The sequence below is a fragment of the Bradyrhizobium sp. genome (genome assembly GCF_050014615.1).
Lineage (GTDB): Bacteria > Pseudomonadota > Alphaproteobacteria > Rhizobiales > Xanthobacteraceae > Bradyrhizobium.
This window is the reverse complement of the sequence record NZ_JBEKCZ010000072.1, coordinates 1-22,936: the sequence shown is the minus strand read 5'-3', so window position 1 is coordinate 22,936 and position 22,936 is coordinate 1. Positions and strand designations below refer to the sequence as shown.

Annotated in this window: 15 protein-coding genes and 1 pseudogene; 3 read left to right on the top strand and 13 right to left on the bottom strand. The window is 63.0% G+C overall.

What is annotated here, in order from left to right; translation table 11 throughout:
• Positions 1-88: 88 nt before the first annotated feature.
• The 3 genes from ABR948_RS13750 to ABR948_RS13740 all read right to left on the bottom strand — a co-directional run bounded on the left by ABR948_RS13750 (position 89) and on the right by ABR948_RS13740 (position 2,656).
• Positions 89-238 carry a hypothetical protein gene (locus ABR948_RS13750; protein ID WP_428118539.1) on the bottom strand — a complete coding sequence of 50 codons (150 nt, stop codon included), beginning with the start codon at positions 236-238 and terminating at the stop codon, positions 89-91.
• A gap of 192 nt (positions 239-430) precedes the next feature.
• Entirely contained in the window at positions 431-1,441 is a 1,011-nt protein-coding gene (locus tag ABR948_RS13745) for an ABC transporter substrate-binding protein (RefSeq protein ID WP_428118536.1), read from the bottom strand.
• Between the two features lie 189 nt (positions 1,442-1,630).
• A complete protein-coding gene (locus ABR948_RS13740; RefSeq protein ID WP_428118533.1) occupies positions 1,631-2,656 on the bottom strand; it encodes an autotransporter outer membrane beta-barrel domain-containing protein in 1,026 nt (341 codons plus the stop codon).
• Between ABR948_RS13740 and ABR948_RS13735 the strand changes: the two genes are divergently transcribed.
• Positions 2,655-2,891: a hypothetical protein gene (locus ABR948_RS13735; protein WP_428118530.1), complete on the top strand. Its 237-nt coding sequence runs from the start codon at positions 2,655-2,657 to the stop codon at positions 2,889-2,891. The two genes, ABR948_RS13740 and ABR948_RS13735, sit on opposite strands and share 2 nt — an antisense overlap.
• 70 nt (positions 2,892-2,961) lie before the next feature.
• On the opposite strand, the gene ABR948_RS13730 is transcribed toward ABR948_RS13735, so the two are convergent.
• From ABR948_RS13730 to ABR948_RS13700, 7 genes are all read right to left on the bottom strand, one after another.
• Positions 2,962-6,918 carry a ParB-like protein gene (locus tag ABR948_RS13730; protein WP_428118527.1) on the bottom strand — a complete coding sequence of 1,319 codons (3,957 nt, stop codon included), beginning with the start codon at positions 6,916-6,918 and terminating at the stop codon, positions 2,962-2,964.
• A gap of 385 nt (positions 6,919-7,303) precedes the next feature.
• Positions 7,304-11,122 carry an AsmA family protein gene (locus ABR948_RS13725; RefSeq protein ID WP_428118524.1) on the bottom strand — a complete coding sequence of 1,273 codons (3,819 nt, stop codon included), beginning with the start codon at positions 11,120-11,122 and terminating at the stop codon, positions 7,304-7,306.
• A 217-nt stretch (positions 11,123-11,339) separates the two neighbouring features.
• Complete coding sequence (locus ABR948_RS13720; protein WP_428118521.1) at positions 11,340-12,572, bottom strand: cytochrome P450; 1,233 nt, start codon at positions 12,570-12,572, stop codon at positions 11,340-11,342.
• A 157-nt stretch (positions 12,573-12,729) separates the two neighbouring features.
• Positions 12,730-14,016, bottom strand: a complete 1,287-nt coding sequence (locus tag ABR948_RS13715) for an MFS transporter (protein ID WP_428118518.1) — start codon at positions 14,014-14,016, stop codon at positions 12,730-12,732.
• Positions 14,017-14,097: 81 nt separating this feature from the next.
• Positions 14,098-14,559: a hypothetical protein gene (locus tag ABR948_RS13710; RefSeq protein ID WP_428118515.1), complete on the bottom strand. Its 462-nt coding sequence runs from the start codon at positions 14,557-14,559 to the stop codon at positions 14,098-14,100.
• Positions 14,560-14,616: 57 nt separating this feature from the next.
• Positions 14,617-15,048, bottom strand: a complete 432-nt coding sequence (locus ABR948_RS13705; RefSeq protein ID WP_428118512.1) for a hypothetical protein — start codon at positions 15,046-15,048, stop codon at positions 14,617-14,619.
• Between the two features lie 256 nt (positions 15,049-15,304).
• Positions 15,305-15,502, bottom strand: coding sequence for a hypothetical protein (locus ABR948_RS13700; protein WP_428118509.1), 198 nt, complete (start codon positions 15,500-15,502; stop codon positions 15,305-15,307).
• Between the two features lie 251 nt (positions 15,503-15,753).
• Between ABR948_RS13700 and ABR948_RS13695 the strand changes: the two genes are divergently transcribed.
• A complete protein-coding gene (locus tag ABR948_RS13695; protein ID WP_428118506.1) occupies positions 15,754-16,206 on the top strand; it encodes a (2Fe-2S)-binding protein in 453 nt (150 codons plus the stop codon).
• Positions 16,207-16,208: 2 nt separating this feature from the next.
• Entirely contained in the window at positions 16,209-18,527 is a 2,319-nt protein-coding gene (locus ABR948_RS13690) for a xanthine dehydrogenase family protein molybdopterin-binding subunit (protein ID WP_428118503.1), read from the top strand.
• Between the two features lie 132 nt (positions 18,528-18,659).
• Here the strand turns inward: ABR948_RS13690 and ABR948_RS13685 are convergent.
• The 3 genes and pseudogenes from ABR948_RS13685 to ABR948_RS13675 form a co-directional block, all read right to left on the bottom strand.
• Positions 18,660-20,386, bottom strand: a pseudogene (locus ABR948_RS13685) (methanol/ethanol family PQQ-dependent dehydrogenase).
• Positions 20,387-20,476: 90 nt separating this feature from the next.
• Positions 20,477-21,070 (bottom strand): QcrA and Rieske domain-containing protein, encoded by a 594-nt coding sequence (locus ABR948_RS13680; protein WP_428118501.1) that lies wholly within the window; start codon positions 21,068-21,070, stop codon positions 20,477-20,479.
• Between the two features lie 383 nt (positions 21,071-21,453).
• The gene (locus ABR948_RS13675; protein ID WP_428118498.1) at positions 21,454-22,872 is read right to left on the bottom strand and encodes an FAD-binding oxidoreductase; all 1,419 of its coding nucleotides are present in this window, start codon (positions 22,870-22,872) and stop codon (positions 21,454-21,456) included.
• Between the last annotated feature and the right edge of the window lie 64 nt (positions 22,873-22,936).

Here is a 22,936-nt window from a genome sequence, read left to right as displayed (position 1 = left end):
GCGTGAATCAATTTCTTGCGAGCAGAAATACCTCAGGCACATTAAAGCAAACTGGCTGGCGCTTTCGTCAAGGCAATTTTGCCATTGCCTAACCGGTGCGGTCGTTGTCGCTCGGCGCATCAAGGTGATGGGCCCGCAGGTCTTCTTGCTGGCTGTTCTTGATCACGCGTTGCACGCCAACAGTACGCTTGTTGATCGTGTTGACCTTGTCACCAAAGCCTATCGTTGTCCTCTCCATCGACTACGAGTCCCTCGGCTCTTGCTCCCGCGCAGTGGGCTGGAGCGCAGCGACTTTGTGCCATGGCACCAACCGGACCGCCAGCGATGTCCGCGGTTGGGTCGCAACCGGGTGAACAGCGGACATAGCTCGGACCCGCCAATTTGGTCGAGCCAATTGGTCGTGAATGCCCCCAACCGGACATTCAGCGCCTTATTCAATCACCTCGTCGGCGGTGGCGAGGAGCGATGGCGGCACCGTCAGGCCGAGCGTCCTGGCGGTCTTGAGGTTGACAACAAACTCGAACCTGGTCGGCTGTTGTACCGGCAAATTTTCCGGCCTCTCACCTTTAAAAATGCGGTCGACATAGGAGGCGGCGCGGCGCTGCAAATCCGGCTGATCGGTTCCATAGGAGACCAGGCCCCCGGCTCTGACGAACACCGCGAGACAATAGACCGCCGGAATACGATCGCGGGCGGCCAGGGAAATGATGAGTTCGCGCTGGGTTTGCGCCGCGGTGAAAAGATCAGGTGTCAGCACGAGGCCACCGCCCGGCGATCGCGCCAGCTCGGCGATTGCCGTCTCGATGTCGTCGACGCTGCCGAGTTCCTTGACCGCAAGCGGAAGCTTAAGCTGCTCCGCGGCGGATTGCATGGACTGCAAATAGAAAGGAGTTTGCGGCGAGGTCCTTGGATTGAACAGGACCGAGACCCGGGATGTACCGGGTGCGATCTCCTTGAGCAGTTCGAGCCATTTGGTTCCCACCGAGGTTTCGATATTGAGAAAGCCGGTCGCGTTGCCGCCCGGCCGGACCAGGCTTTGCACGAAGCCTGAACCGATCGGGTCTGAAACAACGCTGAAAACCACAGGGATCGTTTTCGTCTCTCGCAAAATTGCGGCTGTCGCCGGCGTAGACGTAACGTTGATGACGTCGGGATGAAGGTCGACGAGTTCCTTTGCCAGTTTCTGCATGTGATCGGGATCGACGCCGCCCCAGCGCAGATCAATCCTGAGATTGACGCCGTCGTTCCAGCCGAGCTTTTCGAGCCCCTCGAGCAGAGCCTTGAGCCAACGCTGGCCTTCCGGATCGCCCTCTGGCAAACCGACGAGTATGCCGAGCCGCGCCACACGGCCGGACTGTTGCGCGTTTGTGGCGAGGGGCCACGCGACCACCGCGCCGCCGAGGGCAGTAACGAATTGCCGCCTGCCAAGCTCGATTGCCATTCGTCCCGTCCAAAAAGAGGCTGATCGCCATGCAATGTCGGGACGATATCATGAACCTGGCTCACGGCGAAATCCGCGGTACGCGCGATGTCCAACGTCAGTCGGTTATGCGCCGCAAAGCCGACACCGCCCAAGGCCGCTGAATTGATGGGTTCACGCCCTGGAAAGCGCCGGCAGATCAGCCGCCGCTTACCAGGTGTAACGCGCCACGCCCTTGCCGGCATAGGACCGGGTCACGTTGGAGAACTCGCCGTCGAAGGTGGCGGCCACCGAGAAGCCGTCCAGCCATTTGACCTCGGCCGAGGCCGAGGTCAGCGCCGAGTTGTGCGCCGGCGTGGCACCGTTGACGACGAAGCTCGACCCTGGCAGCGCCTGGAAGGTCGCGGCCACGCCGCGATCGGTGTTGTAATCATACGCCCACGCGGTGCGGGTGCGCAGCGTCAGCACCGCATTGGCGAGCGCGTAGGATTTGTCGGTGCGAAGGCCGAGTTCGCTGCGCGGATCGGTGACACTCTGCGCCCCATAGGACAGCGCGAAGTTGTTGGTGCCGACGATCGCCTGTTCGGCATAGGACGGCAGCACGAAGGTGGTGAACTGGCCCGCGGCATAGGGCGTGACGCCGATCCAGGGCGTCGCGAAGCGATAACCGGCCTCAACGCGTCCCGAAAATGCATTGGCGTTGAAATTCGCCTGCAACTGATCGAGGCTCCCTCCGGCGGTCACAGAGCGGCTGGTGGTGACGTCCTGCCAGCCGTAAGCGAGCGCGCCGGAGATATAGGCCGCGCCGACCGTGTGCTTGATGAAGGCACCGGCCTGGAACAGGTCCGAATGTCCGCTGCCGAAACCGCTGACGTTGAAGCTGGTGCCGCCACCGGCGATCGCGAACCCGGCCACCGTATTGGGCGAAATGCGATAGTCGGCGCCGGCGGCGATACCGACGATGCTGCTGGTGCTGCCGTTCGATCCAAGCGTCGCATTGCCATCGGTGGTCTGCGACCCGCCGAAGCCTGCCTCCCATACGCTCCAGCGCTGGGCGAACGGATCGGCCGGCCGCGGCGGCGCCTTGTTGTAGACGGCGGCGTAGGCGTCGCGCTCGCTCTTGGAGAGCGACGTCCCGTTCGACCCGTCATCGGCATATTGCGATGCGCCTGACGCCGGTGCGGTGACATCAGCGCCGGTGGGGTGATCGAGCAGCGAGCCCAAAAATTGCGTCATGGCGCTGAAGGTCGTCTGCAACGAGCCGGTCCCGATCTCACCCGACAATTGCGACAGCACGCCGGGCAGCGACGACGCGGGAAGACTGAGAAGCGTGGAGAGTCCCGCCGGCAGCGAGCCGCCGGTGTTGGCGGCGCGGTCGATCGCCGACGCTAGATTCTTCTGGTTGGTACTGAGCCCGGCGGTCTGTTCGAATTCCAGCGACAGCGACAGCGAGACATTGCTGGGCGAGTAGCTCAGCGCGCCCGTGATGAAGTTCGGCAGGCTCAGCGTGTTGAACTGCGTGCCGCCGAGGCTGGCGGAGGTCAGGATCGTATAAGGCTGGTTGAACCGGTAGCTGTTGGTCGGCGAGACGACCTGAACCGACCGGCGAGCGTGGCGGAGCCAGTGACACTGGTCGCACTCGCGCCGGCCTGCGTCACCTGAACCAGATATTGCGCCGCCGTCGTGAACACGAGACTGCTGCTGACGTTCAGCGTGCCGATCGCACCGGTGGAATTGTTGCCGGGCGCCAGGGTGCCGCCGTTGATGACGGTATTGCCGACGGTGCCGGTGCCGCCGAGCGCGCCACCGGCATTCACCGTGGTCAGGCTCGACGATGCGATCGACCCGTTGACGCTGAGCAGACCGCCATTGACCGTCGTCGTTCCGGTATAGGTGCTGGTGCCGTTGAGGAACTCGGCGCCGCTGCCGGACATCACCAGATTGCCGGTGCCGGAAATCACGCCGGCATAGTTGAACACTGCACCGCTGGCGACATTGAGCGTCAGCGTGTTGCCGCCAAGCTGCACGGCGGTATTGTTGCCGGCCTCGTCCATCAACCCCTGAATGGTGTTGTTGGCACCGAGTATCAAAGTCGCGGTTGCCGCGCCGCCGGGTGCCGCGGCGCCGGTTCCATGCGGACCACCGACGCGTCCGAGATCGACGCCGCTGCTGCTGGCGACGGCATTGGCAACACCCAGCGTAAGCGAGCCGGCCTCGACAAAGGTACCGCCGGAATAGGCCTGCACCGCGGCCAGCGTGAGATTGCCACTGCTGGCGCCGGTCGAGTCATCCTTGACCAGGCTGCCGGACAGCAACGGACCTGATGTCGCCTCCATCTGGCGACCGTCACTGATGACGCCGTTGTAAACCGATGCGGCACCGGTGAGCGTTTGATCGAAGACGACCAGACCACCGGCATTGATGATGTTGGCATTGCCGCTGGACACGTTCGCGGTGGTGAGGTCGAGGGTCGATCCCTGCTCGATCACGGTCCCGCCGGTGTAGGTGTTGGCGGTGCTGGTGAGCTGAACGGTACCGCCGATCAGATGGAAGATGCCGGCGCCACTGACCGGATCGTTGAACTTCGATCCGTCATTGCCGGCATATTGCAGCTCGGTGCCGGCGGCGAGGCTGATCGCCGTGGTGGCGGAAGCGCCGAAGACGCCGTTGGCGATGCGGAGCTGACCGCCGTTGACGACCACGGTGCTCCCCGTACCGAAGCTTACCCCACCTGAGCCCGACAGATCGAGCAGGCCCGAGCCGTCCTTGGTCAGCGCGCCGATGACATTGGTGGCGGTTTGGGCGATCACGCTCGACAGCGTGGAACTGAAATTGTTCACGGTGTCGCCGATCGTCAACACCGAGTTACCATTGATATTGATGGTGCTGTTGCTGCCGACGCTGTTGAGCGCCGTGAACGCGTTGTTGGCCGCGATGTTCAGGACCGCCGGCGACGGTGATTTCTTGGTGTCCTCAAGCAGGACGCCCGTCTTGCTGCTCAGAAAAGCATTGACGGCGTTCAAGGTGACGACGCCAGAATCGATCGTGATCGCGCCGGTCTCGGCTGTCGCCGTATTGATGTTCACGGTTCCCGAACCGGCGGCGGTGGTCTTGGACACACCGGGATTGGTCGACTGCAATCCGCCCGCAAAGGTAAGCCCACCCGAGCCCGTGATCTGGGCCGAGATGGTGTTGGTGTTATTTGATTGTCCCGCCATCCAAACGACGAGTTCGCTGGCGCCGGTCGCCAGGGTTCCGTTGGTAATGCTGGCGCCGCCGTCGAGGATCAATCCTGCCGGATGGCTGCCGTCACCAAGCGTCAGGGTGTTGCCATTGAGGTTGATCCCGACTGCGTTCTGGACGTTGAGCGCATAGGCCGCAAGATTGCCGGTGACCGTCGTGCCGGTAATGCTGGCGCTCTGCTGGACGCTGCTGTTGCCCGTCGCCGTCAGGATGTTCGTGCTGTTCCCGGCGGTCGCCGTAAAGCCCGTGGCGCTGTTGTAGGTCGCGAAGCTGTAGGGATTGGCGGGAGTCGGATTGCTTGAGGTGGCGTCGTAGACCACGATCCACGGCGCAACGATGCCATTGGTCACGGTGTTCGTTGCATTCGCCCCGGTGGAATTGTCGAAGACCTTTTCCGTGGTCCCGAACGCGCCGCTGGTCGGTTGCAGGATCAACGTGGCAGCCGGATCGCGAATAATGCCGTTGGCGAAGGTCACGCTGGTGCCGGCGGAGCCGCCGTTGACGTTCAGCGTCGCGGTGGCGCTGACCTCGAGGCTACTGAAAGTAACCGCGCCGGCCGTGGTCGCGTTGCTGTTGAGGATCTGCAGCGTGCGCTGGACGTCGGTCAGAGTTCCCCAACTTGTCGTGAATCCGTTGACATCGAAGTTGCTGCCGCTGGCGAGGAAAAAGTTGCGTTCGGGGGCGGCGAAGGAGGCGCCGGCCTGGAACGTACCGCCGTTCAGTTCGACCTCGCCGATCAAGGCCGCCGGCCCGGTGGTGTTGCCGAGCGCCGCATCGTTCATGACCCGCACGGTCGGGGCATTGGTATTGCCGACGATGAGATTGCCGAAGAAATTCGGGCTTGCCGTCGACAGGATCAACACGCCCTTGTTGTTGGCGTTGTCGTCGATCGTGAGGTCGGAGATGCCCGCGGCGTTGCCGATCCCGACGCCGTTGACCCCGAGCGACACGATCTGGCCCAGCGTGGCGATGTTGCCATTGATATTGATGGTGGCGGCCTCGCCACCGACGGCGATCGGCCTGCTGCTCGTGAACGTTGTGGTACCGGTTCCGACCGCTGTCCCGAGTGTGAGCGTGCCGTTGCCTTCGGTGAGGCTGTTGAAAATGATGCCGTTCGCCGCCTGAACGCTGGCGAGAACATTGTTGGGATTGATCGTCGCGCCGGCCGGAACCGCGGCACCCAGCGAGGCGTCGCTGGCGACAATCAGATTGCCGGCGAGGATAGAGGTGCCGCCGGTGTAGGTGTTGGCGGCGCTTAGCGTAACGGTATTACCGTTATCGTTGCCGAGCTGCATGATAAGGCCGACATTCGGCGTCCCGATGGTGATCGGCGAGGCGGCGGTACCGGCGTTGATCGTCGTGATCCCGGTGAAACCTCCGTTGCCGTCGATCGCGCCGTTGGCCAGGGTCGCGTTGCTGATGACGCCGCTCTCGGTGATGTTGCTGGAGAGGATGAAGCCCGGCAACTGCGCCGCGGTGACGGTCCCCGCGACATTCGGCAACGTGGTCTTGCTGGATGCCGTCAGATTCCACTGGGTCGCGATCGCGATATCGCCCGGCGACAGGTAGGGAAGCCCGAGGCCGTTATTGGCGCCGCGATAGGCCGCCGCCTCCAGGAAGTCCGAATAGAATCCGGTCATCTTGTCGAGGCCGGGCGTCGCCGCACCCTTCGCACCCGTGATGTTGCTGGTGGTCGTGAACAGCTTGGAGTTCTTGTTCTTCAGAATGCTGTATTCTAATCCGCGATAGGGATCTTCGGTCAGCCCGGTGAGGCTGGTCGGAAACGGCGCGCCCGTCGCCAGATTGACCGACACCGGCACACCATTGTTGAGCGGCAGCAGCAGATTCTGCGACTGCATCATCGCAAAGAACTGGGCGGTCGTCAGGTTCGAATAATTGGCGATGACGTTGACGAAGACGTTCGGATTGGACGGTCCGTAGATCGAATCCTGCAACGCCGTAAACGTGTGATGGCCGTCGGTGAGGAAAAGCTGGCCGCCGGGGCCGATCACGACCGGTTCGATGTCGGTCAGCAGGTTGGCCTGCAACTGCGACGGGGTCAGCAGGTCGAAGCCGGTGGCTTTCTTGTCGACTTCCGTGAAGCCTTCATTGAGCTGCGTCGAGCGCAGACTGTCGACCGGCACCTCAAACAACGCCAGCGTACCGGGCACGATGGTCGAGGCCATCGTGGGGTCGTAGGTCTGGAATGACGACAGCGACGCCTGTCCGGCCTGGGCGCTGCCAGCGACGCTCATGGCGATGGCGGATGCCGAACATAACAGTGTCAGACGCCGCCTCAGGCCTTTGCCTGCCGAAGGCGAAGCGGATGAAACCGGCGCCGCAGAAACCGACACTGCAGAAACCGACACAGCACGAAACCCGCGGCCAAAGCCGCTCAACACTGACGCCACCACTACCCCAACCCCGTATTTTGGTCTTCTTGTCCCGAGATCGGTCTTTAGGGGCCGTTCTTAACGGTTGGATGACAAAGGTATTACCGTGCGGATTCCTCGATAAAACAATCGTGTGCAGGCGCGAATTAATTTCCCGTCGGCTGCGGAATAAAAAACGAAGATGAGTTCGAGTTGACGCGGCGGGTGGCGCTTCAACTCAGGATCGTCACGCGCTGGATCATGATGCCTAAAATGTCGGCTGCACTGGTGCCGCCGCCGGCGGCGTCAACACCAGAGGCGGTCTTGGTCTCGGCGGCCGCGCCACGCCGGGAGCGGGGCGCACTTCGATCGGCGGCGGCAATGGCGCGACCTGCTGGCTCACAACGGGCGCATTGGTGGCCGGCGGCGCGCTCGTGCCCGGCGGCACCGCCGGACGCGGCGCGCCGACTCTTGGCTTCGGTGGTTGACCGGGCAGCACCACGCTTGGTACCGCGCTTGGCGCCGCGAGCGGTGGTTGCGCGATGGCCGGCGGAATCGAGGCCGGTGTGACGGCTGGCGGCGGCTCGCCGCGCTCGATCGAATCCAGCCTGCGGGTCTCGCGATCGATCGCCCGCACCGCCAGCCATGACGACAGCGCCGCGACATCGACGGTGCGATCGAGCGCATCGGGCGAACCCGCCGCAAATACCCCGATTTCCGGACGGCTGGCCTGCTGTCCGATCGCCGCCAAGGCAACGGTTGCACGAATATCGGCTTGGTCCGCCGGAATATCGTAACCGCCGGAAATGACGGCGCGGGCAACTTCGGCATCGAGCGTGGTGGCGCCGACGCGAAGCCGGCCATCCCTGATCGTGAATGGAATTTGCGCCGAGGCGACCAACAACGCGCCGCTCGCCAGAACCGGCTCGACAATCTTGCGCAGCCTGATGTCGTCGGTCGCCTGCCCAGCGTCACTGGCGCGGATCGCGACATCGAAGGCGCGCGGATCGAGACCGCCGATGGCAACGGATTCGAGCGTCACGGTTCCGCTGCCGGACATCGCCCCCGTCAGCGCCGACGCGCTGCGTCCCTGGCTCGCCAGCGTCATTTGCATCGACGTCTTGCCCGCAGGCATTTTCAACGCCCGATAATGCAGCGCCGTGCCGTCGACCGCGCTGAGCTGAAGGCGCGCATTGAGGGCAATGCCATTCGCGGTCTGTTTGGCGTCGATCGTGGCGGTCGCCTCGCCGCCGCCGATGCCGCCCTTGATTGCGTCGAAGGTCAGCGATTGACCGTCGCTTCGCACGATACCACTGAACGGGCGCAACTCGCCGCCATCCGGCAGCTGACCGCGCAGCGCCTGAAACGCGATGCGGCCGCGCCAGCCCTTCAACAGCCCTGACCCGAGCGGCTCGGCTGCATCACGCCCCTGCGCCCCGATCGCCAGCGCGAAGGCCGGTGCGAGGTCAAGCGCCTCGAGACCGACTTCGCCCTCGACATTGCGTTCGTCATCGAGGGTCAGTGCCACGCGCCCGCGTAACCGCGAACCGGCCATCGCGCCGTCCAGATCCTCGAAAGTCAGTTTGCTGCCCAACAGCGACACGCGCGAGGTCACGCTGATGTTCTGCATCAGCCGGTCGGACGGTTTGAGATCGAACAGCGGCGCGAGATTGATGTTGCGCGCCTTCAGGCTGACGCCGGCCTTGGGCTGCGCGGCCCAGGGTTCGGCGGTGCCCTGCGCTTCGACGTCGAGGCCGGCTCCCGACAGGCTGATTTTCAGCCGCAATGGCGCCTGCCACAGGCCGCTCACCGATCCCTGAAATTGCGCCGGGCCCTCCCCGGCCGCGATCATGCCGTCGAGCCCGAGCAAGGCCAGCAACGCACCACCCCGCTCCGACGACAGTTTCGACTCGATGCTGATTTCGCTGCGCCGGAGCTTGTCGAGATCGATGCCGCGCAGCGCCGCGACCTCGGGCCTGGCCGTGAGGGTGGCGTTACCTTTCAGTTGCGGCGCGTCGAGATCGAGCGCGGCGTGCGCAATGGTTTGATCGGCGTGTTCGGAATCCTTGTCGAGCGCCAGCGTCAGTTTGAGACGTGCGGGGCCAGAACTTGATCCTGTCGGATTTGATCCTGTCGGACCTGATCCCATCGCATTGAGCCGCGCGGCAAAAGCCGGCGCCAGCGGGGCGATCAGCCCGGTGATCTGGCCAAGCGAAGCGGCGCTCGAATTCAGCGCCAGTTTTCCGGTCGCGTTGACCCGGTCGAAGGCGCCGGTGCCTTCGACCGCGACGCCGCTGGCCTCGCCGATTTTCAGGCGATCGAGCGAGATCGCCGTCGGACCGTAGCCAAGCTTGGCCGCAAACGGGTGCAATTCCTGGCCGGCCGAAATGGCGTGGCCGATATCCAGCGACAGCTGCATTTGCTCCGGCCACTCGGCTTGTGGACCCAGCAGCGAACGCACGAAGGCACCTGCGGCATCGAGATCGAGGCGTTCCGCCTTCAATTCCGCATCGACCCGGGCGCCGCCGCCCGCGGCGGCATTGGCGACCGCGATCCGCCCCTCGACGGCCCCGCCGTCGATCTCGGCCTTGATGGCGTCGATCGCAACGCGATCGGCGGCCACATTGACGTCACCGCGCAGGCGCATCGGCTTCTGGCTGCGATAGGTCACCTCGCTGCGGCCCTGCAACCACGCCGCCAGCGTATCGGGATCGGACGATTCGACGCTGAGCGCGCCCTGGAAATGGCCGGACGGACCGGGTTGCGCGTGGCTGCCGCTCAGGGAGACACCACTCAGGGAGACGCCGCTCAGGGAGACATGGGTCGTCCCCGGCGCGCGGAAATCCAGCCGGTCGATGGTCCAGGATTTGGCATCGGCGCGCAGATCGGCGGCGAAATTCTGCAAAGGGCGTCCGCCCAGCATGATCTGCTCGGAGCTGAGCTCGATCTGCGCCGGGATCGGCGGCTCCGGGGCCGCCGCGATCAGCGCGCGCAGCGCCGGCAACAACCGGATCGGCTCGGCGCCGCTGGTGTCCTTGTCACTCTGCTTGTCACTCTGCTTGTCGTTCTGCTTGTCGTTTTCCTTGGCGGCAAACCTGTCGGCGTCGAGTTGCCGCGCCGACAGCACGGCATGAAGCAGCGGCGAAGCACCAAAGCGGATGTCGCCCTGGCCTGCAAATTTCAGCGCCGTATCGTCAAAGCCATAGCTGGCTTCAAGCTGCTCGAGCCGGGCTGCGGCCGGATCGGCCTTGATCCTGGCCGAGATCCGCCACGGGGTCGGCGACGCATCGCTGCCGGCGCTCTTCGTCTTAGGCTCGTTCACTTTGGGCTCGTTCACTTTGGATCCGCTCACCTTGGGCCCGGCGGAAGCGGCCAGCGTCACCGCGCCTTCGAAGCGCGGGGCACGGGCCTCGAAGCTCAGCACGCCGTCGAGATCGCCCGACAGGGCCCGCGCGCCGGGATCGATATTGAGATGAATGCGGGTGCCGTTGCCGTCAGGACCCTGCCCGGATGAAACGCGAAACGGGGTGCGTGCGCCCGACAGCACGAAGCTGCCGTCGCCGCGCACCGAGCCTGCCAGCGAGCGCACGTCGCCGCTGAAGGCGATATCGTTCAACTCCAGCGTTCCCCGGCTCGCGGCGTCATGCAGCGCGATGCGGCCGGTCAGGTTCAGGCGGTCGATAGCAAGCGTCCCCAGGTTGAACCTGCCGGTCGATGCCGGCCAGTCGATCCGGCCTTGCGGATCGAGCCCGAGATCGAGCGCCATGCCGTCGATCGTGAGTTCGGTGGCCCGCCATTCGCCCCGCATCAGCGAGCCGAGGCTGAATTCGACATCGAGCTTGTCGGCGCGAACCTTGCCGAGATCGTTGGCGCCGCCGACCACCACCGAGCGCAGCCGTAACGACGGCGACGGCAACAGCCGCGCATCCAGCTTGCCGGCGACGCGCACCGGGGCGCCGATGATCTGGGTGGCTTCGGCCTCGAATTGCGGCCGGAACTGATCCCAGTCGATGAAATACGGCCCGACCAGCGCGGCGATCAGCGCAATGATGACGGCAATCGCAAATCCGAGCAGCGTCGTCTGCACGGTGTCTCCCCTTGAGCACGCTCCGGCTCACCTGGCTTGCGCGGCATCGCGCCGTCCATTCGCTCCGGCTTTGCGCGCCATTGCCATGACGATCCGGGTGACCCACCCGCCGCCGCACGGAAATCAAGGCCGGAGCAGTGCCATATATAGAGACAAAAGTGGCGAAGTCACAGCAACCTCGCGTGACAGCGCGCACTTACGGCTGCACTTGGCGCCATCACCAGCTGGCGGGCAGGCGCTTGAGGCCGCGCAGGACGAAGGTCGGACGCCATTCCGGCGTCTGCGCGTCGTCGAGTCGCAGGTCCGGCAGGCGGCGCAACAGCGTCGCGATCGCGACCTCCGCCTCGATCCGCGCCAGCTGGGCGCCGAGGCAGAAGTGAATGCCCCCGCCAAACGACAGCGGGCGCACATTCGGCCTGACAATATCGAGGCGGTCCGGCCGGTCGGGATAGACCGCCGGGTCGCGGTTGGCCGACCCCAGCAGGCAGAGCACGGTTTCACCCTTCGGGATTTTCTTGCCGCCGAGATCGTCGATGTCCTCCAGCGCGACCCGGCCGGCCATCTGCACCGAGGAATCGTAGCGCAGGAACTCCTCGATGGCATTGGTGATGAGCGCGGGATTGGCCTTGAGCAGCGCCAGCTGATCGGGGTTACGATGCAGCGCGAGCAGCCCGTTTCCGATCAGGTTGACGGTGGTCTCGTGACCGGCGCCGAACAGCAGAACGATGTTGGCGGTCAGTTCCTCGTTGGAGAGCTTGCTGCCGTCTTCCTCGGCCTGCACCAGTTGCGTGGTGAGGTCGTCGCCGGGCTGGCGCCGCCGCAGTTCAAACAGCTGCTGGAAATACATCGCGGACATGGTGCTGGCGGTATTGGCTTCGGCGATTTCCGCCGGCGACAGCGGCACCGGATCGAGCAGCCGTCCGCCGTTGCGCGAACCGGTGTAAAACGCCTCGCGATGCTCGGCGGGAATCCCGAGCATGTCGCAAATGATCGTCACCGGGAGGCGGAACGCGAAATCCTCGATCATATCCATATGCCCGCGCGGGGCGATGCGATCGAGCGTTTCATCGACGATCGCCTGGATGCGCGGCCGCATGTCCTCGACCCGGCGCGCCGTGAAGGCCTTCACCACCAGCCCGCGCAAGCGGGTGTGGTCGGGCGGGTCCTGCTGCAGCATCCAGTGCCGCATGCTGCGAAAGATCGGCTCCTCCATGACATCAGGCCCATAGCGCCGCACGGTCCGATCGACGAAATCCTTGCCGAACCGCTTGTCGCGCAGAACCAGGCTGACCTCGGCATGTCGGCTCGCGACATACATGCCATACGGGCTGAGATGCATGGGATCCGTGCTGCGCATCCGCTCGTAATGCGGATAAGGATCGCGAATGAATTCCGGCGCCAGCGGATTGAAAAGCGGCGCTGATGTCGCAGCCTGAACATGTTCGTTCATGGGCGCCCTCCATTTCGGTTTTCTGAGCATGATCTGCGGACAAACGCTTCGCGCTTGTGCCGGGGAAAACCGGATCATGCTCGAGACGCAGATTAAGCCCACAAACCGCCAATCACGGCAAGCCTGCAAAAGGTGGCATTTCCGCGCTCGCCATCGTCTAAGCCTGCGCCCGGTGCAATTGCCCCGCGACCGCGCGAATCTTGCCGGGCGCCGCCATCCAGATCGATACTCCGGATAGTCCGCACACTGCGATACCGATCGCGAAGGCCAGCGTGTAGCTGCCGGTCAGGTCATGCAGCATGCCGGTGACCCAGGGGCCCGCGGCACCTCCGGCGAGGGCGGCAAGCATGATGGTTCCGAAAATACTGCCGTAATGCTTGCCCTGAAATATCTCCATCACCACGGCACCCATGACGGAGGTCACGCCGTAGCCGAGCGCGCCCTGCGCCACCACCATGACGTAGACCAGCGTCAACGTCGGAAATCGCGCCAGCGCGATCAAGGCCGCCAGGCAGATCGCGAAACCCAGGCAGCTCGTGCTCCAGATCCATTCACGCCCCACCCGATCGGAGACATGTCCGAGCAGGATCTGCCCGGGAATGCCGAGCAGGCTGACCGCGCCCAATGCCCAGACCGCGACGTTGGGGCTGAAGCCGATGTCGAGAAGATATTTGGTCTGGTGCACCTGCACGGCATACCAGACATACAATCCGCCGAAAAACCCGGTCGCGAGCCACCAGAAGCGCGCGGTCGCGATCGCGCGCTTCAACGTCCAGTCGACGCCGGCCCAATCGGGGTCGACGATGTTCGAAACCGGCTCCGCCGATGATGCCGAAGGTGCTGCGTCGCCATCCGGCCGCAGCCCGATATCCTCCGGCCGCTTGCGCAGCAACAGGTTGATCGGCACGAGCACGACCAGAACCAGAACGCCCATCGCCGTGCAGGCCGTTCGCCATCCGTCTTTCTCGATCATGTGCTGCGCCCACGGCAGCAGCGTGATCGAGCCGATGCCGACCCCCGCGAAAGCAAGTCCCATCGCGAGCCCACGCCGGCGATTGAACCAGTTGGGCAGATACAGCGACTGGCCGGAATAGCCGAGACAGATGCTTCCGGCACCGACCAGCACGCCGATGGTCAGATACAGGTGCCATGGCTGCGTCGTCAGCGGCGCCAGCAACAAGCCGCCTGCCATCAACGCGACGCCGAGTTCCATCACGGCGCGAGGACCAAAACGATCCATCATGCGGCCGATCAGCGGGCTCATGCCCGCGGAAACCAGGAAACCGAACGAGAAGGCGCCCGCGGTAACGCCGCGTTCCCATCCGAACTCATCGATGATGGGCGGAAAGAACAGCGAGAACGCCGTGCGGGCGTTGACGCCGATCGCCATGGTCACGAATGTCACCGCGACGATGACCCAGCCGTAAAAGAAGCGAAACCGCATCAGGAACCTTTTGGTGTGACGGCGAACGAGGCGCCCGTTGCTCTGCTGCCGGGCGCGAGGTTGCCGCGTCCGCACACATGTTCACTGTCGAAATATCGGATGGTCATTCAGCACCTCCTGTCTGATCGAGGGGGTCTGAATCGCGCGAAACAGGATCCGCGCCGTCCGGAGATCGTTGGCCTTCACGCACAGATCGACGATCTGGCGAACGGAGGAATCGCGCAACAGGTCGTCGGAGATCTTGATGGCGATTTCCATCGCGGCCTTGGCGGCGCGCTCGTATCGGTCGGCCTCATGTTTGTTCCTCCTGCCATCGCTGTTGTTCTTGCTATCGCTATTGTTCTTGCTGTCGCTATTCTTGTTCTCGTTATTCTTGGTGTCGTTCTTCCTGTTGTCCTCGGCAATGCCACCGGCTTTTTCGGCACTATCGACGGCGGAGCGGCAGATATCCCGAATCCTGTGCGCGGCTTCGATATCGCCGATCGGCCACTGGATCGGTTCGTCCCAGATTTCCTTGCGCTTGCGCTTGTCGAACCACCACATCGCCCTGCCCGAAGCCGGTCTGTAAGCTTGCCCGCCGGTATCGCATCCTCCAGCATCTCACTGTTTTACGGATGCTTCGGCTATCGCGCGGCGCGCGGCTTCGGCGGCTTGCGGATGCCGTCGATAGTAGTCGCATTCGCCGGGCCGTGCGGCACGATCCAGACCTTCCTGCACGGCGGCCTGACGCAAGCTCTCGTCCTTCAATCTCTCTTCTTGGGTGTCGACGATTGTCTGCTCGCCAATGAATGCGAGATAGGATTGGCTGCTGGTGAGCGGAAGAATGCCGGCCTCGCTCCCGAGTACCTTGCAGCCCAGGGCGAAATACAAATCCTTGGTGCGGTGCAGGAACCGGTCGCGCTTCTCCAGATATCTCGCCTTGATTCTGGCGCGCAGGGATCCTGCCGGCGGATCGACCTGCTGTGCCGCAGCCGGCAGCGATCCTGCGAGCAGCGCAACAATAATGAGCGCTATGATGCCTCGACAACGCATGCGGAACCATCTCCCCCTGACTCGCCAATTGTTTCGCAACCGACGGTATCCCGCAAGAGCTATTCGACCGGAGGTGGAAAAGTGGCCGTCAACAGCCAACCGTGTCCAGTTTTGTGACATCCTCCGCGCCGGCGGTCCGTTTTCGGGGATAATCCCTAAACCGCCGGCAATATCTTTCCTGGATTGAAAATATTCCGCGGGGCGGACGCCGCCTTCACCGTGCCAATGGCGGACCTCAGCGCGGCGTCGGACGTACTCACTGCAAATCCTTGGCGTCGGCTTCGATTGCTGCGCTCGAACTCCACGACCGTGTCTGCTTCGGGTTACCGCGTAAGCGCTGCTGACCAAAAGCAAAAGGTTTCTGCAGCAGGGCCCCGCTTTTGCCAAATACAAATGCCAGACAACACACCGTGAAATCGATCCACTCCGCTTTCTGATAGCGTGGCGGGAACATCGATCTCGCCTGGCGGATTGAGTGAACCAACCGAATCAAAGCAGGAGGATGGCCCCAGGCCCAGAAATAGAAATTCAGGCGGACCGTGTGGTGTGGTCTGCGGCTTTGGCCCGCTCGCGCGAGATCAGCTGGCGCGAGATCATATGAACAGACTTTGAGCAGACTTATAGCGACGGCGTCGAGCGGTTAAGAAACATGTTCTCGCTCACGCCGAACAGACATCGGCAGCTTATGAAGAGCGAGGAACGATCATGATCAAGATCAAGATTAACGGCCATGAGCAAAACTGGGACGGCGACCCGACCCTTTCACTACTCTGGTATCTGCGTGATGAAGCCGGACTGACCGGCACCAAATTCGGTTGCGGCCAGGCGCTCTGCGGCGCGTGCACCGTCATTGTCGATAAGGAAGCCGTACGCTCCTGCATTACCTCGGTTTCCGACGTGGTCGGCCGCGAGGTCACCACCATCGAGGGCCTTCATCCCACCGGCGATCACGCGGTGCAGAAGGCCTGGCGTCAGGAAAATGTCCCGCAATGCGGCTATTGCCAGGCCGGCCAGATCATGCAGGCCGCCGCGCTGCTGATGGAAAATTCGAAGCCCACCCACGATCAGATACGCGAGGCGATGTCGGGCAACATCTGCCGCTGCGGCTGTTACCAGCGCATCGAAAACGCGGTCCATCTCGCTTCGACGGGGGTCTGATCATGAACATCATCGCAAACCCCAACAAGCTTCGCGGCTTTGAGCGCCGCATCAAGGTCGAAAACGTTTCCCGCCGCAGCATTCTAAGAGGTCTCGGTATCGCGGGCGGGTTGGTGTTGGCCGCGCCGGTCATGTCACGTCAGGCGTTCGCGGCCTATCAAACCGGCGCCGGCAAGATGCCGCACGGCACCGTGGTCGACCCGCGCGTTTTCGTTGCCATCGCATCAGATGGAACCGTGACCATCCTGGCCCACCGTTCCGAAATGGGAACCGGTGTGCGCACCAGCCTGCCGTTGATTGTGGCAGAGGAAATGGAAGCCGATTGGTCGCGCGTCAAGGTAAAGCAGGCCGACGGCGATGAGGTCAAATACGGCAATCAGGATACCGATGGATCGCGCAGCACGCGGCACTATCTGATCCCGATGCGCGAGATCGGCGCGTCGGCGCGCACGATGCTCGAAGCCGCCGCCGCGAAGCGCTGGGGCGTGCCGGTCACCGAGGTCAAGGCGGTAAATCATGAGGTGGTTCACGCCGCCAGCAACCGTCGTGTCGGGTTCGGCGAGCTTGCTGCCGACGCCGCGAAGGAACCGGTGCCGAACGTTGAAAGCCTGAAATTAAAGGACCCGAAGAGCTTCCGCTACCTCGGCAAGGGCGAAGTCAGCATCGTCGACCTTCGCGATATAACCGTCGGCGCGGCGCAATATGGCGGCGATACGCGTCTGCCGGGCATGAAGTACGCCGTGATTGCGCGGCCGCCGGTGACAGGCGGCAAGCTGGTGTCGTTCGATGCAAGCGACGCCATGAAAGTCTCCGGCGTCGAGAAAGTCATGGAGGTGCAGGGTTGGCCGTGGCCATCCAAGTTCCAGCCGCTCGGCGGCGTCGCGGTGATCGCGCGCAATACCGGCGCGGCCATCAAGGGACGCGATGCCCTGAAGATCGTCTGGGATGACGGGGCCAACGCCAAATATGAGTCGGCCGCCTACCGGAGCGAACTCGAGCAAGCCGCGCGCAAGCCCGGTTTGGTCGTGCGCAAGGAGGGCGATGTGGACGCCGCCCTGAAAGGCGCCGACAAGGTGATCGTCGGCGAATATTACCTGCCTCATTTGGCACATGTCAGCATGGAGCCACCGGTCGCGATCGCCAACGTCAGGGATGGCAAGGCCGAAATCTGGGCACCGGTGCAGAGTCCCGGCGGCACGCGCGAGGACGTCGCAAAAACGCTGGGAATCCCCGAGGATCATGTGACCGTCAACGTCACGCTGCTAGGCGGCGGCTTCGGGCGCAAATCGAAGTGCGATTTCGCGCTTGAGGCGGCGTTGCTCTCAAAGACGCTTGGCGCGCCCGTGAAGGTGCAATGGACCCGGGAAGATGACGTCCGTCACGACTTCCTGCACACCGTCTCGGTGGAACGTATCGAAGCCGGCCTCGACAAGAACGGCAAGGTGATTGCATGGCGACACCGCAGCGTCGCACCAAGCATCGCCTCGACATTTGCAGCCAATGCGGTGCACGAGGCCCCCTTCGAGCTCGGCATGGGGCTTATCGACATGCCGTTCGAGATCGCGAATGTTCAATGCGAAAATCCGGAAGCCTCCGCCCATACCCGGATCGGCTGGTTCCGCTCGGTCTCGAACATCCCGCGGGCCTTTGCGGTCCAGTCCATGGTGGGCGAGCTGGCCCATGCCACCAACCGCGATCAAAAGGAGATGCTGCTGGAACTCATCGGCTCGCCACGGATCGTCAAGCTCGATTCGGTGAAGGACCCCTGGAACTACGGCGAGCCGTACGACAGCTATCCGATCGATACCGCGCGGCTGCGCCGCGTGGTCGAGGTGGTCGCGGACAAGGGAGGCTGGGGACGGACCGTGCCGCAAGGACATGGGCTCGGCATTGCCGTGCATCGCAGCTTCGTCAGCTACATCGCGACCATCGTCGAGGTGTCGGTTGGCGATAAAGGAAAACTCACCGTTCACCAGGTCGACACCGCCATCGATTGCGGCATGTTCGTCAATCCCGAACGAATCCAGTCGCAACTCGAGGGCGCCGCGATCATGGGGCTGAGCCTCGCCAAATATGGCGAGATCACCTTCAAGGACGGCAAGGTCCAACAGGGCAATTTTGACGACTTCCCTGTGGTCCGGATCGACGAGGCCCCGCTGGTGACCAGGATACATATCGTGCCCGCCGATGCCGATACGCCGCCCAGCGGCGTCGGGGAACCCGGCGTGCCTCCGTTTGCGCCAGCCTTGATCAACGCCATCTTCGCGGCGACCGGCAAACGCATTCGGGCATTGCCGATCGGCAAGCAACTTGAAATCTAAGACGGCTTCGACCGTCCGAGTTATTCGATTGGAGTTGTTCGATAATAAGATAATAAAAAGGGCGGCGGCGATCTGGTCCGCCGCCCTTTTCCGGGGCTGACTTGGTACCCCGGGCAGGTCCGATCCCGCCGATTACTTCTTGACGGCGAACACCCAGACGACGCCGCCTTGCGGCACGTTACTCTCGATGCCGATATGATCGCCCGCCAGCGCGTCCTGGATGCGCTGCGCGTCTACGCCCCAGCCGGACTGGACGGCGATATATTCGGTGCCGTCCACCTCATAGGCCATCGGCATGCCCATGATGCCGGAGTTGGTCTTCTGCTCCCACAGGACTTCGCCGGTCTTTGCATCGAACGCCCCGAAGTACCGATCATTGGTGCCTCCGGCGAAGACCAGATCACCCGCGGTCGCGGTCACCGACCCAAACAACTGCGACTTGGCGAAGTTGTGCGACCAGGCCTTCTTTCCGGTGGCCGGGTCCCACGCCTGCAGTTCGCCATAATGATCGGCGCCGGGAACCACCGACAGGCCGATATCTTCGGGCTTGGTCCCGAGCCAGAGCTGTCCCGGAACCAATGGCACCTTCTCGCCGGTAAAGCCGCCGCAGAAATTCTCGTTGGCGGGAACGTAGACCAATCCGGTTTTCTGGCTATAGGACGCGGATGGCCAATCCTTGCCGCCCCACAGTGAGGGACAGAACTCAACCCGCTTGCCGAGCGTAGGTTTATGCGCGGGGTCGACGATCGGCCTGCCGGTCTCGGCCTCGATGCCCTTCCAGACATCGGTTTTAACAAAGGGCCAGCCGGCGACATAATTGATGCGGTCCGGCTTGCGCTCAAGCACCCAGAAGATCGCATCGCGTCCGGGATGGATCAGGCTCTTGAACGAGCGGCCGTCCCTTTGCAGGTCGACCAGCATCGGCGCATCCACCTCGTCCCAATCCCATGAATCGTTTTGATGGTACTGGTGGAAGGCCTTGATCTTGCCGGTGTCGGGATCGAGCCCGAGCACCGAGCTGGTATAGAGATTGTCACCGGGGTGAGTTCCACCCGGCCACGGTGCGGCATTGCCGATGCCCCAATAAATGGTCTTGGTGTCCTTGTCGTAATTGCCGGTCATCCAGGCGGATCCGCCGCCCGATTTCCAGTCGTCGCCGCTCCAGGTGTCATGGCCCGGCTCGCCCTCGCCGGGAATGGTGAAGGTCCGCCACAGTTCCTTGCCGTCATTGGCGTCAAACGCGACGACATAGCCCCGGACGCCAAATTCGCCGCCCGAGCCGCCGACGATCACTTTTCCGTCCACCACCAACGGCATCAGCGTCATGTACTGACCCTTCTTGTAGTCCTGGACCTTCTTGTCCCAAACCACCTTGCCGGTTTTGGCGTCGAGCGCGACGACGTGATCGTCGGTCGTGGCCAGATATAGTTTGTCCTGCCACAAACCCACGCCGCGGCTGGTCGGGTGCAACTGGAACAGATCGTCGGGAAGCTGGCGCTTGTATCGCCAGTACTCGTCGCCGGTTTTGGCGTTGAGGGCGATCACCTGCCCCATCGGGGTTGCGACGAACATCACACCATTGTTGACGATCGGAGGCGCCTCGTGCCCCTCGATGACACCGGTCGAGAACGTCCACACCGGCGTCAGGCTTTTCACGTTCGAGGTGTTGATCTGGTCGAGTGGGTGTATCCCTGACCGTCATAGGTCCGGCGATAAAGCATCCAGTTGCCTGGTTCCGGATTATTGAGGCGATCGGCGGTCACCGGGCTGTAATTTTCAATCGGGCCGGCGCCGGCCGGGATTGACGCAACGCATGTGAACGCAACCAAGCTCGACAATAGCCATTGCTTCGTGGTCATAGACGCTCCTCCCTGTTTGTTTTCCTGTTAGTTTTCCCTGTTGTTATTTTCTTTCATGACTGTATTGACCGTCGCGGCGGCTGACCGCCGTCACCCTGCTTGCTGCGCACCTACCTTTCCGACAAACGTCGCCGCTACGATCAGCGAGCCGTTGGCTATCGCCAGTGGAAGCGCCGCAAGACGCCGCAGCGCCGGTCCAAACACCACTTGCGCGCTTTGCCGGGGGTCATATTCGGAATTATGGCAAACGCATTTGAATACATCCTTGTCGTCCGTTGCCCCCTTCACCCAGGCGGTGACGGGACATCCCGCATGGGCACAAATCGCTGAATAGGCGACGATGCCGTCCGCCGCGTGCGCGCGCGTCTCGTCATCAAGTTCGGCGGGATCAAGCCGTATGACCAGCACCTCGTTCAACCGCGAACCCTTGCGGATCACCGAGGTTTTCGGATCTTTTGGCCAGGCGCGCACCGGCGGTCCGCCGGGTTTCAGATCCTGCGGCCTGATGATTTCACCCGCATGTTCGCCTTCGGAGAGAACGAGAAGGTCGGCTTTTTGAGGTCGCTCGTCACTGCCGGGCTGATCTTCATCGGCCGCAGCAGGTTCGGATGCCGCGATGCGCGCTGCGGTGGCGAGAGCCGTCAGGATGAGCGTGCGCCGCGTCTGATCTGAAAACGATGACATTGGCGTCTCGAATTCTGGCTGATGCAATTCCGGTCGATGCCATTCTGGCTGATGCTCGGCCGATGCTGTAGCGCGTGATCGGGATTCAGATATGGTGACAAGCTGAACGGAAGAACTCGGCCAAAACGAGGCGCAAAACGGCGCGATAGAGAGCTTGCGTGTGCTTTATCTGAACACAACTTGAGAAAACTGCAGCATGCGCATTTTGCAGATCAGCTCACACTTCCGCTTTGTGCGGCGCGTCACAGCAAAGCCGGCGGCTCGCCAACCGTCTCATCGCAATTGCAATGGAATTATGAAAGTTCCGCGTGAATCGCGCGTGGCATTTTGGTGGCTGGCATACGCACAGCGCAATTATGCCACCGCGTTGATGCGTACAACCGCTAAACCGCCGGCAATATCTTTCCGGGATTGAAAATATTCTGCGGATCGAGCGCGGCCTTGATCGCGCGCATGGCGTCGATGGCCTCGGGTCCGAGTTCAGCCTTCAGGTACTTCTGCTTGCCCTGCCCGATGCCGTGCTCGCCGGTGCAGGTGCCGCCCATCGCTTGCGCCCGTTCGACCAGCCGGTGCATGAAGTCCTCGCCGCGCGCCATCTCTTCGTGATCGTCGACATCGCACAGAAGCGAGCAGTGGAAATTGCCGTCACCGACATGGCCGACGATCGGCGACTGCAGTTGGAGGCGCTTGAGATCCGCCTCGGTTTCGGTGACGCAATCGGCGAGGCGTGAAATCGGCACGCACACATCGGTCGCCACCACGCCGGCGCCGGGACGCAGCGCCTTGACCGCCCAATAGGCGTCGTGCCGCGCCTGCCAAAGCTTGGTGCGATCCTCCGGCCTTGTGGTCCAGGTGAAATCGCCGCCGCCGCATTCCTTGGCGATCTCGCTGAAATTCTTCGACTGCTCGGCGACGTCGTTGGCGCTGCCGTGGAATTCCAGCAGCAATAGCGGCGTCTCCGGCAGGGCCAATTTCGAATAGGAATTGCAGGCCCGCACCTGCTCGGCATTGAGCAATTCGATGCGCGCCACGGGAATGCCGGTCTGGATCGCCAGGATCGTCGCCTGGCAGGCGCCGCGCACGGTCTCGAAGGAACACGCCGCCGCCGCGATGGTTTCGGGAATGCCGCGCAGCTTGATGGTGAGCTCAGTGATGATCCCGAGCGTGCCTTCGGCGCCGACAAACAGGTGCGTCAGGTCGTAACCCGCGCTGGATTTCTTGGCGCGGGTGCCGGTCGTGATGATCTCGCCGTCACCGCGCACCACCTTGAGCGCCAGCACATTGTCGCGCATGGTGCCGTAACGCACCGCGTTGGTGCCGGACGCGCGGGTCGACGCCATGCCGCCCAGCGACGCGTCGGCGCCGGGATCGATCGGAAAGAACACACCCTGGTCGCGCAGATATTCGTTCAGCGCCTTGCGGGTGACGCCGGGCTGGATCACGCAGTCGAGGTCGTCGGCGTGGACCTCCAGCACCCTGTTCATGTCGCGAAGGTCGATGCAGACGCCGCCGGCCGGCGCGTTGACCTGTCCCTCCAGCGAGGTGCCGGTACCGAACGCGATCACGGGAACGCCGTGTTTGGCGCAAATCCGCACCACGTCCTGGATGTCGGCGGTTTCCTGCGCCATCACCACCGCATCGGGCGGCTGCGGCGTCAGCCAGGTCGTGGTATGGGCATGCTGGTCGCGCACCGCCTGTGATGTGATCAGCCGGTTGCCGAACCGCGCGGCCAGCGCTTCGAGGGTGCCAGCCAGCGCCTGCGGTTCCGGACGTTTTGGATTATTGGTGATGGTCATGCTCAAAGCGGTATCCTCCCGGCAAAAATACCGTGGCAAAGGATATAAAAAGGGTCAAGGGATCATGGTC

Coding starts and splice junctions, on each gene's coding strand:
- ABR948_RS13690 (WP_428118503.1), top strand. CDS start 16,209: ATGAACATCATCGCAAACCCCAACAAGCTTCGCGGCTTTGAGCGCCGC.
- ABR948_RS13695 (WP_428118506.1), top strand. CDS start 15,754: ATGATCAAGATCAAGATTAACGGCCATGAGCAAAACTGGGACGGCGAC.
- ABR948_RS13680 (WP_428118501.1), bottom strand. CDS start 21,070: ATGTCATCGTTTTCAGATCAGACGCGGCGCACGCTCATCCTGACGGCT.
- ABR948_RS13705 (WP_428118512.1), bottom strand. CDS start 15,048: ATGCGTTGTCGAGGCATCATAGCGCTCATTATTGTTGCGCTGCTCGCA.
- ABR948_RS13740 (WP_428118533.1), bottom strand. CDS start 2,656: ATGACGCAATTTTTGGGCTCGCTGCTCGATCACCCCACCGGCGCTGAT.
- ABR948_RS13700 (WP_428118509.1), bottom strand. CDS start 15,502: ATGTTCCCGCCACGCTATCAGAAAGCGGAGTGGATCGATTTCACGGTG.
- ABR948_RS13750 (WP_428118539.1), bottom strand. CDS start 238: ATGGAGAGGACAACGATAGGCTTTGGTGACAAGGTCAACACGATCAAC.
- ABR948_RS13715 (WP_428118518.1), bottom strand. CDS start 14,016: ATGCGGTTTCGCTTCTTTTACGGCTGGGTCATCGTCGCGGTGACATTC.
- ABR948_RS13745 (WP_428118536.1), bottom strand. CDS start 1,441: ATGGCAATCGAGCTTGGCAGGCGGCAATTCGTTACTGCCCTCGGCGGC.
- ABR948_RS13710 (WP_428118515.1), bottom strand. CDS start 14,559: ATGTGGTGGTTCGACAAGCGCAAGCGCAAGGAAATCTGGGACGAACCG.
- ABR948_RS13735 (WP_428118530.1), top strand. CDS start 2,655: ATGGCGCTGAAGGTCGTCTGCAACGAGCCGGTCCCGATCTCACCCGAC.
- ABR948_RS13730 (WP_428118527.1), bottom strand. CDS start 6,918: ATGAGCGTCGCTGGCAGCGCCCAGGCCGGACAGGCGTCGCTGTCGTCA.
- ABR948_RS13720 (WP_428118521.1), bottom strand. CDS start 12,572: ATGAACGAACATGTTCAGGCTGCGACATCAGCGCCGCTTTTCAATCCG.